We start from the raw sequence: 14,520 nt of genomic DNA, 5'->3' as shown, positions 1-14,520 counted from the left end.
CCGCGACCGACAAGCGGCGGCGGCCGTCGGGCCGGTTCGGCCCCCCGTCCGGGGTGCCGAACGGGAACCGGCCGACGGGACGAAAGGCGGAGCGGACCGCTTCCCGACCCTTGACGGCCACAAGTGCCACACCGTCAGAATCTGTTTGGTCACGATCAGTTGTGAGTAGTTCTGGGCCCTGATGAGGGAGAGCCGCACCATGACGGTCACTCGCAGATCGGTTCTGGCAGCCGCCACGGCAGCCCCGACGGCCGGCGCCCTGCTCGGCGCGCCGGACGCCTGGGCGGTTCCGGGACCGGACACGTCCACGCAGGTCACCGGCCGGCGCACGGTCGCCCTGCGGGACGGCTGGCGCTTCGCGCTGGTCGATCCGGGCGGGATCACGGACCCGACCGGCGCCTACGCGGGCGCGGCGGACCCCGGGTACGACGACTCGGCCTGGCGGCAGGTCGCCGTACCGCACGACTGGAGCATCGAGCAGACCCCCACCACCGACCACGGCACCACCAGCGGCACCGGCTTCTTCCCGGGCGGCCTCGGCTGGTACCGGCTCGCCTTCACGCTGCCGCCCGGCTACGCCGGAAAGCGCGTCTCGGTGGAGTTCGACGGCGTCTACATGGACTCATACGTGTACTGCAACGGCACCCAGGTGGGCCGTCACCCGTACGGTTACACCGGCTTCGCCCTCGACCTCACCGGTCTGCTGCACACCGACGGCAGCACCGTGAACGTCCTCGCGGTCAAGGTGCAGAACCAACTGCCCAGCAGTCGCTGGTACTCGGGCAGCGGCATCTACCGCGAGGCCCGGCTGGTGGTGACCGAGCCGGTGCACGTGGCGCGCTGGGGGACGTACGTCACCACACCGGACATCACCGCCGAGCGGGCCGTGGTGCGGGTGCGGACGGCCGTCGTCGACGCGTCCGGCCGGGGCGCGGACGTGGAGGTGCGCTCCCGGATCGCCGACGCGGACGGCCGTACCGTCGCCCGGACCGCCACCACAATCACCGTCGGCGGTTCGGGCGAGAGTGCCGAGACGCACGAACTGACCGTCAGGGAACCGAGGTTGTGGGGGACCGAGAGCCCGCACCGCTACACCCTGCACACCGAACTCCGCGTCGGCGGCACCACCGTCGACACCTACCGGACCGTCTTCGGCGTCCGTCGGTACCGCTTCGACCCCGACGAGGGCTTCTCCCTCAACGGTGCCCACACCAAGATCAAGGGCGTCGACCTCCACCACGACCAGGGCGCGCTCGGCGCGGCGATCAGCGCCGACGCGGTGCGCAGACAGATGACCATCATGAAGTCGATGGGCGTCAACGCGTTCCGCACCTCGCACAACCCGCCCTCGCCGCAGATGATCGAGGTCTGCGAGGAACTGGGCATCGTGATGATGGTGGAGGCCTTCGACTGCTGGAAGACCGGCAAGACCAGGTACGACTACGGCCGGTTCTTCGACGAGTGGTGCGAGGCCGACGCCACCGAGATGGTGCTCGCCGCCCGCAACTCGCCCGCCGTGGTGCTGTGGTCCATCGGCAACGAGATCCCCGACTCCACCTCCACGGCGGGCCTCGCCATGGCCGACCGGATCATCGCCGCCATCAGGGCCGCCGACGACACCCGCCCGCTGGTCATCGGCTCCGACAAGTACCGCAGTGTGCCGAAGGCGGGCTCGGCCGCCGACCTGATGCTCGCCAAGCTCGACGGACTGGGCCTCAACTACAACACCGCCAGATCCGTGGACGCGCTGCACGCGGCCTACCCGCACCTGTTCCTCTTCGAGTCCGAGTCCTCCTCGGAGACCTCGACCCGAGGCGCGTACCAGGAACCGGAGCACCTCAACACGGGGGAGAACCACACCCCCGGCCGCCGCGCGACCTCGTCCTACGACAACAACCTGGCCTCCTGGACGATGAGCGGCGAGTACGGCCACAAGAAGGACCGGGACCGCGGGTGGTTCGCGGGCCAGTTCCTGTGGTCGGGCATCGACTACATCGGCGAGCCGACGCCGTACGACGTGTTCCCGGTGAAGTCGTCCTTCTTCGGCGCCGTCGACACCGCGGGCTTCCCGAAGGACATGTACCACCTCTTCCGCAGCCAGTGGACGAGCGAGCCGATGGTGCACCTCGTGCCGATGAGCTGGAACCACGGCGCCGGGGACACGGTCGAGGTGTGGGCGTACGCCAACGTGCCCTCCGTCGAGCTGTTCCTGAACGGGGAGTCGCTGGGCGTGCGGGAGTTCGACACCAAGACGACCACCGACGGCCGCACCTACCTGGAGACCACCGAGGCCACCGGTGACGACAAGACCTTCACCACCGGCCCCTACCCGGGCAGTTACACCAGCCCGAACGGCAGCGCCGGCAAGCTGCACCTGACCTGGCGGGTGCCGTACCGGCCCGGCGAGCTGAAGGCGGTGGCCCGGCGCGACGGCAGGGTGGTCGCCACCGACGTGCTGCGCACCGCGGGCGACCCGCACGCCGTACGCCTCACCGCCGACCGCCGGTCCCTTCCCGGCGACGGCCGTTCGCTCGCCTTCGTGACCGCCGAGATCGTCGACGCGCACGGCGTGCCGGTGCCCGACGCCGAGCACCTCATCTCCTTCGACGTGACCGGCGGCTCGATCGCCGGCCTCGACAACGGCCGCGAGGAGAGCGCCGAGCGCTACCAGGCGAGCACCCGGACCGCCTTCCACGGCAAGGCGCTCGCCGTGGTCCGCTCCGGGACCGGGCGGGGTGTCCTCAGGGTGCGCGCGCGGGTGGACGGACTGCGCGGCGACACCGTCACCCTGCGCACCGACCCGGCCCGTGCGGTGGCCCGCACCCCCGCACCGGACTTCGGTCCCGACCACCCGGCGCCGCCGGACCACCCTTTCGCGGACGCCAGTTACTCCGGCCGCGCGGACACCCTGCCGGCCGCCATGCTCGACGGCGACCCGGCGACCGGCTGGTCCAACGCGTTCGCCAAGTCGGCCACCGCGCTGCTGCCCGCCTTCAGCGGCGCCCGGACCGGGGACTGGGTGTCGGTCGACTTCGGCCGCACCCGCACCTTCGACCGGGTGGAGGTCTCCTTCACCGTGGACGGCACCCACGCGCTGCCCGCGGCGGTCGGGGTGGCGGTCTGGGACGGACGGACCTACCGGCCCGTGGACGGTACGGCGGTGGACTGGGCCACCGCCTCGGACACCCCGACCGTCGTCACGTTCACCGCGGCGCGCGGTTCCCGGCTCCGCCTGACCCTCACCAGCGCCCACCCGGGACAGCCCTCGGGCGCGGTGCGGATCAGCAGGCTCGACATCTGACGGGTACCTGGAGGATCTGCCCTTCACCTGCTGGTATTTACGGGTAAGTACCCTCGCGGTAGCGTAACGAACATGCCAGCTCTGAATGTGGAGTTCAGCGACCGCGAACTCGAGGACCTCCGGCAGATCGCCAAGGAGCGGGGTACGTCCATGAAGGCCCTCGTGCGTGACGCGGCCGCCGCCGACATCGCCCGGCACCGGGCTTTGCAGCAGGGGGAGCAGGAGTTCCGCCGCTTCTTCGCGGCCCACGCCGCCGAGTTCGCGGCCGCCTTCCCGGACGACGAGCCGCCGGCGAAGGGCGAGGTCGCCTGAACCCATGCCGCCGGTCCTCCACATCGACGTGCCCTGGCTGCTCCAGCGCCATCAGGAAGTGCTGCCGGAGCAGCCCGCCGTCACCGACCTCTCCGCGCTGGTCGCCGCCGTCGCCCGGCACCGGGTCGACCCGCCCCGGCTCGGCGTCGACTCCGACCCGGCCTGGCGGGCGGCGGCCCTGCTGCACACCCTCGCCCTGCTCAAGCCGCTGCCCGCGGCCAACGCCCGGTTCGCCTGCGCGACCGCGGTGGCCTACATGTCCGCCGGCGGCGCCGGCATCGACCCGCCCCACGGCGCCCTCGTCGACCTGGCCCGCGACCTGATCAGCGGCAAGGCCGACGTCTACGCCGCGGCGGACCGGCTCCGTTCCTGGCAGCTCTGACCCCGTCCGGACAAACGGGGGCGGGCCGCCACCCCTCCTCGGGGCCGCCGGCCGAGGGCGGGAGGAACGGGGCCGGCGGCCTGTTTCGCGCAGGAGAGCCGCCGTTCTGCGCGGGGCCGTACGAGGAGGGCCGGTCATCAGTGGACCACCCGTGCGCACGGGCCGGGAGTGTGCGCGCGGGACCGGTGCGGGCGTTCGGTTCACACGGGGCGCGCGGAATGTGAATACGGCCATGCAGGGGCAATAGCCACCGCCGCCTTTCTGACTTTCTGTCAATGCTGTCGATGTTGTACGGGCGCCTTGTTGCTTGTGTGAGACTTGTGCGAGGGTGAAACATCCACGCCGGGATAATGGCCGGGACCAATTCGGCAGTTGGGGAACACGGCCGACAGCGGGCCGGTCAATTCCCGCTCTCCGCCCGCGCGCCGAAGAGGTCCGCACCACCCGCACCAAAGGAATCCGCTCAGTGCCCACCCCCCACCCGCCTCGTCCTCCCTATCCGCCGCCGGGCGGTGGTGCGGGAGAGTCCGACGAGTCCCTCGCCGCCCCGCTGCGAGCCGGCTCCGACATCGAGGCCTCCCGGTCCGCCGCGCTGCTCATGGCCCGGCACTGGCGGCCCGTGCAGGAGTACGCGGTCATCTGCCTGGCCGTCTCCGGCCCGGTCGCGCACATGGTCGCGGCCGCCGCCTTCCACCAGGTGCTCGACCGGGTGGCCCTCGGTGAGACCGCGGACGCGATCCGGCCCCGGCTGCTGGTCGCGGTCCGTGACACCGTCGCCAACTGGTCCGACGAGGACCGAATAGCGGAGGTTCTCCCCGACCTCGGGAAACCGGCCGGCGGTCGCGGTATGCGTGCCGCGAAGCCGATGGCGCCGGAAAACCGCGCTCTCGCCGAGCGTTCATTCCTGGGCCTTCCGGCGCTCGCCCAGAGCCTGCTCTGGCACAGCGAGGTCGAGGCCGAGCCGATAACCGTACCCGCCGGTCTGTTGGGCATGGACACGACAACCGCGTCCGCTGCTCTGGAGGACGCCCGGGAGAAATTCCGGGAGGGCTGCGTCCGCGCGCACCGGGATCTCGCGCCGTCCCAGGAGTGCCGCTACTACAACCGGCTGCTCGACGTTCCGATCCGGCGCGGCGGCGGTCTGCTGCCGGACGTCCAGGAACATCTCGCCGAGTGCCCGTACTGCCGGGCCGCCGCGGAACAACTCGGCCATGTCGAGGGCGGCCTGGGAGTGCTGCTCGTCGAGGCGGTACTCGGCTGGGGCGCCCGCCGCTACCTCGACTCACGTCCGGGGCGCAAGGGCGGCGAGGCGGAGCCGCTGACCCGCGCGGCCCGGCGTGCCGGAGGCGGCGGCGGTCGCCGCCGCGCCGCGGCCCGGACCCGGATCCTGGCCCGCATCCCGGTACGCCGCCCACCCGGCACCTGGTCGTCCAAGACGCTGCTGACCAGTGTCGGCGTCGCCGGCGCAGGACTGCTCGCCTCGGTTCTCGCCGTCAGCGCGCTGTCGGGCGGCGGGGACGGCAGCGACGCCGTCGCGACCGCCGGTCTGGTCCCCGGCGGCACCGACCCCGAGACGACTCCGGACGCCACGCCCACCTCCGGCACGGCCGGGCTGCCCGCCGCCGAGCACGCGACCCGGCTGCGCAACGCGGCCGCCCAGCTCTGCCTCGACATCAACGGCGCGCCGAAGGCCGGGGCCGGCGTCGTGCTCGCGGTGTGCTCCACGGCCAACACCCAGCAGTGGACGTTCGAGAGCGACGGCGAACTGCGCAGCGTGGCCGGCGACGGCCTGTGCCTGGACTCGCACGCGGACGCCGGGGTGGTCATCCTCGGCACCTGCGCCGAGGATGACACCGGGCGCGCCAAGGACGTCCGCTACGACCTCACCGTCCAGGGCGAGTTGCTGCCCCACTGGGACGAGTCCCTGGCCCTCGCCACGGCCGGGGTGAACCCCGGCGACGACATCGTGGTCAAGGTCCGCGACCACACCAGCGGCCAGCACTGGCTGACCGACGCGCCTGTCCCGTCGCAGAGCCCCGGCTCGCTCTCCGTCGCCGGAACCGGCGGCCACTCGGCCCGCCCCGCGGAGCTGACCGGGAACTAGCCGACCGCGTCCCGGGGCCCGCTGCCCGCCAGGAAGTCCCGGGGGCGAAGACGTCCAGAACCGCCGCGGCCGGCGCGCCCTCCTCCGGCGCGCCGGCGAGGGCTTCCTGGTCGATCAGCGCAGGACGTCGCCGGGGGTGCTCACGCGGGCTCCTCGACCAGGTCGGTCGCCGTGACCGTGGCCGGGGTGGCGTGCCCGGACAGCGCGAGGGTGAGGTCGAACTCCGCGAGCAGCGCACGGATCACGTGGTCCACCCCGGCCTGTCCGTCCAGACCCAGCCCGTAGACGTACGGCCGTCCCAGCAGCACCGCTCGGGCGCCGAGCGCGAGCGCCTTGAACACGTCGTCCCCGGTGCGCACCCCGCTGTCGAAGAGCACGGTCAGCCGGTCGCCCGCCGCTTCCACGACCCGCGGCAGCGCGTCGGCCGCGGCGACCGAACCGGCCACCTGCCGGCCGCCGTGGTTGGAGACCACCACCCCGTCCATCCCGGCGTCGGCGGCGAGCCGGGCGTCGTCCGGGTGCAGCACGCCCTTGAGGACGATCGGCCCGTCCCAGTGCTCCCGGAGGAAGGCGAGGTCCGGCCAGGTGTGGCTGGGGTCGCCGAACAGCCCGAGGAAGTGCAGCACGGCCGCGTTCGGGTCCTCGTGCACCGGCTTGGCGAGCCCCGCGAGGAACGCCGGGTCGGTGAAGTAGTTGGCGGTGCCCACCCCGTTCAGGAACGGCAGGTACGCCTGGTCGAGATCGCGCGGGCGCCAGGACAGCAACGGCGTGTCGAGGGTGACGACCAGCACCGAGAACCCGTTGGCGCGGGCCCGCTGGAGGAAGCTCCGGGTCACCTCGCGGTCCCTGCCCCAGTACAGCTGGAACCACCGCTCGGCGTCCCCCATCGCCTCCGCCACCCGCTCCAGCGGCGTGCTGGAGGCCGAGGACAGGATGAACGGCACGCCCTGCGCGGCGGCGGCCCGGGCGGCGGCCGGCTCGGCGTCCGGATGCATGATCGACAGCACGCCGACGGGCGCCAGGGCCAGCGGCGCGGGCAGCGAACGGCCCAGCACCTCCACCGCGAGGTCCCGCTCACCGACGTCCCGCAGCATCCGCGGCACGATGCGGTGCCGTGCCAGGGCGGCCCGGTTGGCGCGCACCGTGGAGCCGTCACCCGCGCCGCCGGACACGTAGCCGACCGGACCCGGCCCGAGCCGCCGCTCGGTCAGCTCCTCCAGGCGGGTCAGGTCGGTCGGCAGCCGCGGCACCGCCCCCGTCATCCCGTTGAGATAGATCTCGTACTGGAAGTCCGCCCAGTGCTTCGCCATCCGTACGTCCGCCTCTCCACGTCGAGTTCGCGCCGTGGCGACCATACTCGCCGGTATGTGCGGGGCCGTACACCGCCCTTCACCCGGTCCACGGCGGTCGGCGGGCTTCCCGGGGGCGGGTTCAGTCCTGCTCGGTGTCCGGCCCCTGGGCCCGGACCCGCTCGACGTGCTCCAGCGAGTCGCGCAGTTCGGTCAGCCAGTCGTCGGTGTGCTTCTGCACCAGCCGCACGCACCAGGCCAGCGCCTCGCTGCGGCTGCGCGCCACGCCTCCGGCGATCAGGGTGTCCAGCACCTGCCGCTCCGGCTGCCGCAGCCGGGTCATCACCGGCGCGGCCACATGGGTGAACAGGGCCCGCTGCCCGGCACACTCCACGCCCCAGGACACCTTGTGCCCGAACCGGTGCTCCGCCTCCCGGGCCACGGCCATCCGGCTCTCCCGGGTGCGCTCCCGGAACTCCTGGATCCGGCCCTGCGCGGCGGCCGTCCGCTCGGCGTCCGACGCGCCGTCCGCCACCTTGGGCCCGGGGATGCGCCCGATGACGGTGACCTCCTCGCGGTCGGCCGTCACCTCGACCAGTTCCTCGAAGAGATCGTCGGGCAGCCGGCCGGCGAACCAGCCGCGCAGCTTGTCTCGTTGCTCTTGAGTAATCATGTAATGACGATTACTCCGTTGCAGCGCCGAGGCAAGGGCTTGCCGTGAAATGCGCCGAGAGCGGAAGCGGAATGTTTCAGGACGATTAACAAGGCGACGGAAACCGGCCATCTGGCCGCTTCGAGCGATCAAGAACCGCTCCGTTGAGCGGTCGACGCGTTCGATTTCCGTGACTTCACGCCACTGATTCAATACGCAAGGTTACTGAAAGCTGTGGGTTCGATGTGTGTTTCGGCGGCGGAGTCGGCAGAGTGGCGCCCGCCGCCCCCGGCACCCACCGGGCCGGGTGCGGCACCCGTCGAATCGAGCGGAAGGATGCACACAATGCGAACCACCGCGCGCTGGGCAGCGACCCTCGGCCTCACGGCCGTCGCCGTCTGCGGACCCCTGACCGGAGCCGCCGTCGCCGCCCCGAGCTCGCTCTACGCCCCCTCGGCCCTGGTGCTCACCACCGGCCACGGCAGCGACGCGGCCACCGCCACGCCCGAGCGCGCGGTGACCCTCACCTGCGCGCCGGCCGCCTCCGGCACCCACCCGGCCGCCGCCCAGGCCTGCGCCGAACTACGCGGTGCCGGGGGCGACTTCGACGCTCTCGCGCCGGCGAACGACGTGTGGTGCACCAAGCTCTACGACCCCGTCGTGGTCACGGTCGAGGGCGTCTGGCAGGGCAAGCGCGTCTCCTACGAGCGCAGCTTCGGCAACGCCTGCATGCGGGACGCCTACGGAGCGAGCGTCTTCGCGTTCTGAGACCCGGGATCGCACGGTGCTCGTGCCTGCCGAACAGGTCCGTGACTGGGGAGTGCGGCCCTCTGGAGCGGGGAACCTGCGATCTCGCAACGGGGGCCGGCGGGCGGAGTGGGGCCGCCCGCCGGCCCCCGGCATCACCGCCGCTTCCCGGCGCCCCCGTCCCGGGGGGCCCGGGAAGCGGCGGGAAACGAACGGCGAGAGGCCGCCGTCTCCCTGCTGACGGCGGCCTCTCGGTCCTTGCGGCTCCCTCGGGTGTCACATGTGGACGACCGGCGCCGCGTCCGGGTCCTGGACCGGCACCCCGCGCCGGAAGAGCAGGAAGGCGATCACCGCGCCCGCCGCGAACATCCCGGCGGACCACCAGAACGCCGTGGTGTAGCTCTCGATCGTCGCCTGGGCCTGCACCAGCTTGCTGGTCGCGTCCCGCCCGGTCAGGTAGCTCGTCGCCGCGCTCGCCGCGAGTGTGTTGAGCAGCGCCGTACCGATCGAACCGCCCACCTGCTGCATGGCGTTGACCGTCGCGGAGGCGACGCCCGCCTCGTCGGCCGTCACTCCGCCCGTGCCCAGCTGCATGGCCGCCGGCATGACCAGGCCCAGGCCGAGGCCGGTGATGATCAGCTGCGGGAGCACCGCGCTGACGTAGCTGGAGCCGACGCCGATCCCGGTCAGCCAGGCCATGCCGGCCGCGGAGACCGCGAAGCCCAGCGGGATCACGACCTTCGGTCCGAACTTCGGTACCAGGACCTGGGTGCCGATCTGCGCCGTCACCATCAGGCCGCCGATCATCGGCAGGAACGCCACGCCGGTCTTCGTCGGGCTGAAGCCGAGGTTCAGTTGCAGGTAGTAGGTGAGGAAGAGGAACACGCCGAACATGCCGCCGGCGGAGATCAGCACGGTGAGGAGCGAGGCCGCCCGGTTGCGGTCCATCAGGATGCCCAGCGGCAGCAGCGGGTGCCGGGCCTTGGTCTGCCACCACGCGAAGGCCGCGAGCAGTACGACACCCGCGATCAGGAAGCCCCAGGTCAGCGGCGAGCCCCAGTCGTGCGTCTCGGCGTTGGAGAAGCCGTAGACCAGCGAGAAGAGACCGGCCGCGACCAGGACCGTGCCGAGCACGTCCAGCTTGGAGTTGCCGGCGTCACGGTGGTTGTGCAGCAGGGCCATGCCGCCCGCGAAGGCGACGAAGGCGATCGCGACGTTCACGTACAGGGTCGAGCGCCAGTCGAACGTGTCGGTGAGGACACCGCCGAGCAGCAGGCCCACCGCGCCGCCGGCGCCGGCGATGGCGCCGTAGACGCTGAAGGCGCGGGCCCGCTCACGGACGTCGGTGAACGTGGTGTTGAGCAGCGAGAGCGCGGTCGGGGCGAGCAGCGCGCCGAAGGCACCCTGGAGGGCGCGTGCGGTGACGAGCATCCCGAAGCCGTTGGCGGCACCGCCCAGCGCGGACACGGCGGCGAAGCCGACGACGCCTATGAGGAAGGCGGTCTTGCGGCCGAACAGGTCGGCGATCCGGCCGCCGAGCAGCAGCAGGGAGGCGAAGCTGAGGGCGTACGCGGTGACGATCCACTGCCGGTTGCCGTCGGAGAACCCGAGGTCGGCCTGGGCGGAGGGCAGGGCGATGTTCACGATGGTGGCGTCGAGCACCACCATCAGCTGGGCGATGGCGATGACCGCGAGGATCCACCATCGCTTGGGGGAGGCGGCCGCTGGTGCCTCCGTGGCACCGACGCCGACGTCGTCGGTCAGGGTCTTCTCGGACATGGGGGAACCACTCCAGGGAAGTCGTTCGGGAGTTTTCGGGAGACGCTTCGGCACGACGGCTCCACAAGGCCGCCGCGAACGAAACGGTTTCGTACACATCGAGAGTAGACCACTTTCAGCGAAACGGCAACGTTTCGCTTGTGGGGGCGGCGGGCCTGCCCGCATAGGCGGTGGCCGGGCTGCGCCGCCGCTGTGCGCTGGGTGTATTCCTTGACAGGAATATAAAGGTCGGGACAGGCTGGTGCCATGTCCGCCGACACCCTCTGGGCCGCCCTCGCCGACCCCCACCGACGGGCCATGGTCGGCCTGCTCCTGACCCGGCCGATGCCCGTCGGCGAGATCGTGGACGCCTGCGGCCTCAGCCAGCCGAGCACGTCGAAGCACCTCAAGGTGTTGCGGGAGGCCGGCCTGGTGCGGGTCCGGCAGGACGCACAGCGAAGGGTCTACGCCCTCGACCCGGCCCCGATCGCCGAACTCGACGCCTGGCTCGCCCCCTACCGCCGGCTGTGGAACCGCGGCCTGGACACCCTGGGCCGCCGCCTCGACGAGACCGCGGACGACCCGAGAGATCCCTCCCCGAAGGACTGACCCCATGCCCGCCGAACTCACCGGCACCTACCTGACCCTCGACGACGGCCGCCCGGCCGTCCGCTTCAGCCGTGTCTACGACCACCCCGCCGACCGGGTCTGGCACTTCGTCACCGACCCTGACGAACTCGCCGAGTGGTTCCCCTCCCGTGCCGAGTTCGACCTGCGCCCCGGCGGCACCGTGCGGTTCACCGGCGACCCGAGCATGCCCGACTCGTACGGCACGGTCCTCGCCGTCGACCCGCCCCGCACCCTCGCCTTCGACTGGGGCGGCGACGAGATCCGCTTCGACCTGGCGCCCGAGGGCGCGAACCGCACCCGCTTCACCCTCACCCATGTCCTGGGCGAGGCGGACACCGCCGCCCGGAACAGCGCCGGCTGGGAGGTCTGCCTCACCGCCCTCGACGCCAAGGCCCGGGGCGAACGCTTCCAGGGGCCGCACGCCGGCGTCACCGCGCCCTGGCGGGAGTACTACCGGCGCTACCTCGACGCGGGCCTGCCCTCCGGCGCGCCCGTCCCCGGCACGGACGCCTGACCGGTCAGGCCAGCTGCCGTCGCACCAGCTCGTGCAGCCGGCCCCCGGTGTCGGCGAGCAACTGGCCCGGCGGGCCCTGCTGGGCGACCTTGCCGTCCTCCATCACGATCACCCGGTCGGCGTCCATGACCGTCGACAGCCGGTGCGCGATCACGATCCGGGTGGCGTTCAGCTTGCGGGTGCTCTCGATGACCGTGCGCTGCGTGTCGTTGTCGAGCGCGCTCGTCGCCTCGTCGAAGAAGAGGATGCGGGGCCGCCGGATCAGAGCCTGGGCGATCATCAGCCGCTGCCGCTGGCCGCCCGAGATCGCGCCGCTCCCGGCGACGATGGTGTGCAGCCCCATCGGCATCCGCTTGATGTCCTCCGCGAGCCCCGCCATCTCGGCCGCCGCCATCGCCTCCTCCGGGGTGTACGGCTCGGTGCCGCAGATGACGTCCAGGATCGAGCCGGTGAACGGCTGCGCGTGCTGGAGCACCACACCGCACTGCCGGCGCACGGCGGACTGGTCGAGGGCGCCGAGGTCCTGACCGTCGTACAGGACGCTGCCCGACACCGGCCTGTCGAAGCCGATCAGCAGCCGCAGCAGCGTCGACTTGCCGCAGCCGCTGGGGCCCACGACCGCCACGAACTCGCCCGGCCGGATGTCGAAGGAGACGTCGTCCAGGACCAGGGGACCGTCGTCCGCGTACCGGAAGGAGAGCCTGCGGGCCTCGATCGCACCGGACAGCGGGCCGGGGCGGGTGCTGGCGGTCCGCACCTCGGGGGCCGCCTCCAGGACCGGCTTGATCTCCTCGAACAGCGGCAGCGCGGCCACCGCCGACACGAAGGAACCGGTCAGCTGGGTGACCGAGGTGAGCAGCATCGTCACCGAGGTGTTGAAGGTGAGGAAGGCCGCCGCGCCCATGACGCCCCGCGCCGGGCCCGCGAGCAGCATGAACATCAGCAGGGTGCAGACCGGCAGGTAGACCGAACCCAGCACGCTGGTGAGGTTCTTGATCCGGCCGACCCTCTGCTGGAGCTCCCGGCTGCGCGCGAACTCGCCCGCCCAGGCCGCGTACGCGTAGTTCTCGGCCGCCGCCACCCGCAGTTTCGGCAGTCCCCGCAGGGTCTGGAAGGCCTGGTTGTTCAGCTTGTTGCTCAGCACCACGAGGCGGCGCTGCCAGCGGACCTGCCACAGGCCGAGACCCAGGAACAGACCGGCGATGACGACCAGCATGCCCAGCGCCGCCAGCGCCATCGGCACGCTGTACCAGAACAGCAGACCCAGGTTCATCGCCCCGACGGTCACCGACTGGGCGACCACCGGGCCCACCCCCGCCAGCAGCCGGCGGATCGCGCTGACGCCCATGGCCGCGCTCGCCAGCTCACCGGTCGAGCGCTGGGTGAAGAACCTGGTCGGCAGCCGCAGCAGCCGGTCCCAGACGGCCGGCTGGAGGGTCGCCTCGATCCGGCCCTCCAGCCGCAGGATCGTCAGGTTCTCCAGCAGGGTGAACGCGGCCGACACCACGGCGCTGAGCATCACCGCGAGACACACCTGCGCGATCAGGCTCGTCTGCGCCGTCGGCACGTACTCGCCGAGCACCTTGCCGGTGGCGATCGGCACCAGCGCGCCGATGGCCACCGTCACCAGCCCGGCCAGCGCCAGGTTGCCCAGGTCGCCGCGGGTGCCGCGCAGACTGAAGCGGAGCAGGCCGAGCGGGCTGAGCGCCCGGTCCGGCAGCGGACGGTAGAACATCACCGCGCGCGGCTCGAACTCCCCGGCGTTCGCCTTCTCGATCGGGGTCTCCCGGCCGGTCGCCGGATGGACGGCCACATAGCCGCCGCGCCGCCACAGCAGCGCGACCGGCGCCCCGGACAGCGCGCGGTGCCCGACCAGCGGACCCACGTCGTCCCGCCACCAGCCGCCGTCCAGCCGTACCGCCCGGGTCCGCACCCGGGAGGCCAGCGCCACCCGTTCGACCGGGTCGAGCCGGTCACTCCCGGTCGAGTCGGTGCCGCCCTGCGCGGGCTCGGCGAGCGTGATGCCCGCCGCCTCGGCGACCAGCCGGCAGGCCGCGTAGGAAGCGTCGGCGTCGGCGGCCGTGGTGCGCTTGGCCCCCTTGCCGATGGCGGCCAGCAGGGTCCGGTCGGCCTGGGCGCGCACCGCCTCACCGGCCTTGATGCCGGCCGCCGTACGGGACTCGTGGGTGCGCTCCAGCTGCTCGATCCAGCGGTCCAGCGTGGTGAGCAGCCGGTACTGCTGGTCGACCATGCCCTGCCACAGCGCCGGGTCCATCAGCAGGTCGGACGCGGCCTCCGCGCCGTACAGCGAGCCGTACTGCACGCTGCCCGGCGGCACCTGCATCCAGAAGACGTCGTCGTCGGTGGGGGCCGCGGCGCGCTCGCCCGCGGTCATCGGCGCCTGGAAGAGCACGGACAGACCGCGGCCGACGCCCAGCGCGAGGGCGTACTCCAGAGGGCTGGTGGTCGGCGGCACGTACTGGGGGTTGCCGTACTCGTCGTACGACCAGGTCTGGGTGCCGGCGCCCTGGTAGAGCTCGCGCAGGCCGATGCGGTGCACCACGCAGTCGCGCAACGGGCGGGCCACCAGGGTGTGCTGGGGTCCGGCGACCGGACCGAGCAGCAGCGCGCCCGCCTCCAGCCGACCCAGGTGGTGCCAGTGGCCCTGCTGGTCGGCGTCCACCGCGAACAGGTCCAGGGCGCCGGAGGCCACCAGCCACAGCGTCTGCGGACCTTCCAGGTCCAGGCGGTTGAAGCCCGCGCAGTCGATCCGGGAGCCCAGGGAGCCGAGCGCGCCGAGCACCAGGTCGCCGCCGTCCACCGTCGTCATC

Annotated in this window: 11 protein-coding genes; 7 read left to right on the top strand and 4 right to left on the bottom strand. The window is 72.4% G+C overall.

Going from position 1 to position 14,520, the window contains the following annotated elements:
* The first annotated feature begins 199 nt into the window (after positions 1-199).
* The 4 genes from AAW13_RS03225 to AAW13_RS03210 all read left to right on the top strand — a co-directional run bounded on the left by AAW13_RS03225 (position 200) and on the right by AAW13_RS03210 (position 6,099).
* Positions 200-3,301 (top strand): glycoside hydrolase family 2 TIM barrel-domain containing protein, encoded by a 3,102-nt coding sequence (locus AAW13_RS03225; protein WP_046734734.1) that lies wholly within the window; start codon positions 200-202, stop codon positions 3,299-3,301.
* A 72-nt stretch (positions 3,302-3,373) separates the two neighbouring features.
* Positions 3,374-3,613 (top strand): hypothetical protein, encoded by a 240-nt coding sequence (locus AAW13_RS03220; protein WP_046734733.1) that lies wholly within the window; start codon positions 3,374-3,376, stop codon positions 3,611-3,613.
* Between the two features lie 4 nt (positions 3,614-3,617).
* Positions 3,618-3,995 (top strand): hypothetical protein, encoded by a 378-nt coding sequence (locus AAW13_RS03215; RefSeq protein ID WP_046734732.1) that lies wholly within the window; start codon positions 3,618-3,620, stop codon positions 3,993-3,995.
* A 466-nt stretch (positions 3,996-4,461) separates the two neighbouring features.
* Positions 4,462-6,099: a ricin-type beta-trefoil lectin domain protein gene (locus AAW13_RS03210; protein ID WP_046734731.1), complete on the top strand. Its 1,638-nt coding sequence runs from the start codon at positions 4,462-4,464 to the stop codon at positions 6,097-6,099.
* A 140-nt stretch (positions 6,100-6,239) separates the two neighbouring features.
* Here the strand turns inward: AAW13_RS03210 and AAW13_RS03205 are convergent, their stop codons facing one another.
* Complete coding sequence (locus AAW13_RS03205) at positions 6,240-7,409, bottom strand: lactate 2-monooxygenase (protein ID WP_046734730.1); 1,170 nt, start codon at positions 7,407-7,409, stop codon at positions 6,240-6,242.
* A gap of 121 nt (positions 7,410-7,530) precedes the next feature.
* Positions 7,531-8,061, bottom strand: coding sequence for a hypothetical protein (locus AAW13_RS03200; RefSeq protein WP_046734729.1), 531 nt, complete (start codon positions 8,059-8,061; stop codon positions 7,531-7,533).
* Positions 8,062-8,385: 324 nt separating this feature from the next.
* Between AAW13_RS03200 and AAW13_RS03195 the strand changes: the two genes are divergently transcribed.
* A complete protein-coding gene (locus tag AAW13_RS03195; RefSeq protein ID WP_046734728.1) occupies positions 8,386-8,808 on the top strand; it encodes a subtilase-type protease inhibitor in 423 nt (140 codons plus the stop codon).
* A 255-nt stretch (positions 8,809-9,063) separates the two neighbouring features.
* On the opposite strand, the gene AAW13_RS03190 is transcribed toward AAW13_RS03195, so the two are convergent.
* Complete coding sequence (locus AAW13_RS03190; RefSeq protein ID WP_046732111.1) at positions 9,064-10,566, bottom strand: MFS transporter; 1,503 nt, start codon at positions 10,564-10,566, stop codon at positions 9,064-9,066.
* A 246-nt stretch (positions 10,567-10,812) separates the two neighbouring features.
* Between AAW13_RS03190 and AAW13_RS03185 the strand changes: the two genes are divergently transcribed.
* Together AAW13_RS03185 and AAW13_RS03180 are read left to right on the top strand one after the other, a co-directional pair.
* Entirely contained in the window at positions 10,813-11,154 is a 342-nt protein-coding gene (locus tag AAW13_RS03185; protein WP_046732110.1) for an ArsR/SmtB family transcription factor, read from the top strand.
* Between the two features lie 4 nt (positions 11,155-11,158).
* Entirely contained in the window at positions 11,159-11,689 is a 531-nt protein-coding gene (locus AAW13_RS03180; protein ID WP_046732109.1) for an SRPBCC family protein, read from the top strand.
* Positions 11,690-11,693: 4 nt separating this feature from the next.
* On the opposite strand, the gene AAW13_RS03175 is transcribed toward AAW13_RS03180, so the two are convergent.
* A complete protein-coding gene (locus AAW13_RS03175) occupies positions 11,694-14,519 on the bottom strand; it encodes an NHLP bacteriocin export ABC transporter permease/ATPase subunit (RefSeq protein WP_046732108.1) in 2,826 nt (941 codons plus the stop codon).
* Position 14,520 lies beyond the last annotated feature (1 nt).

Source organism: Streptomyces humi, from assembly GCF_001005085.2.
Taxonomy (GTDB): Bacteria; Actinomycetota; Actinomycetes; order Streptomycetales; family Streptomycetaceae; genus Streptomyces; species Streptomyces humi.
Note: the sequence above shows the minus strand (reverse complement) of the source record. Positions and strands in the feature narration are given on the sequence as shown.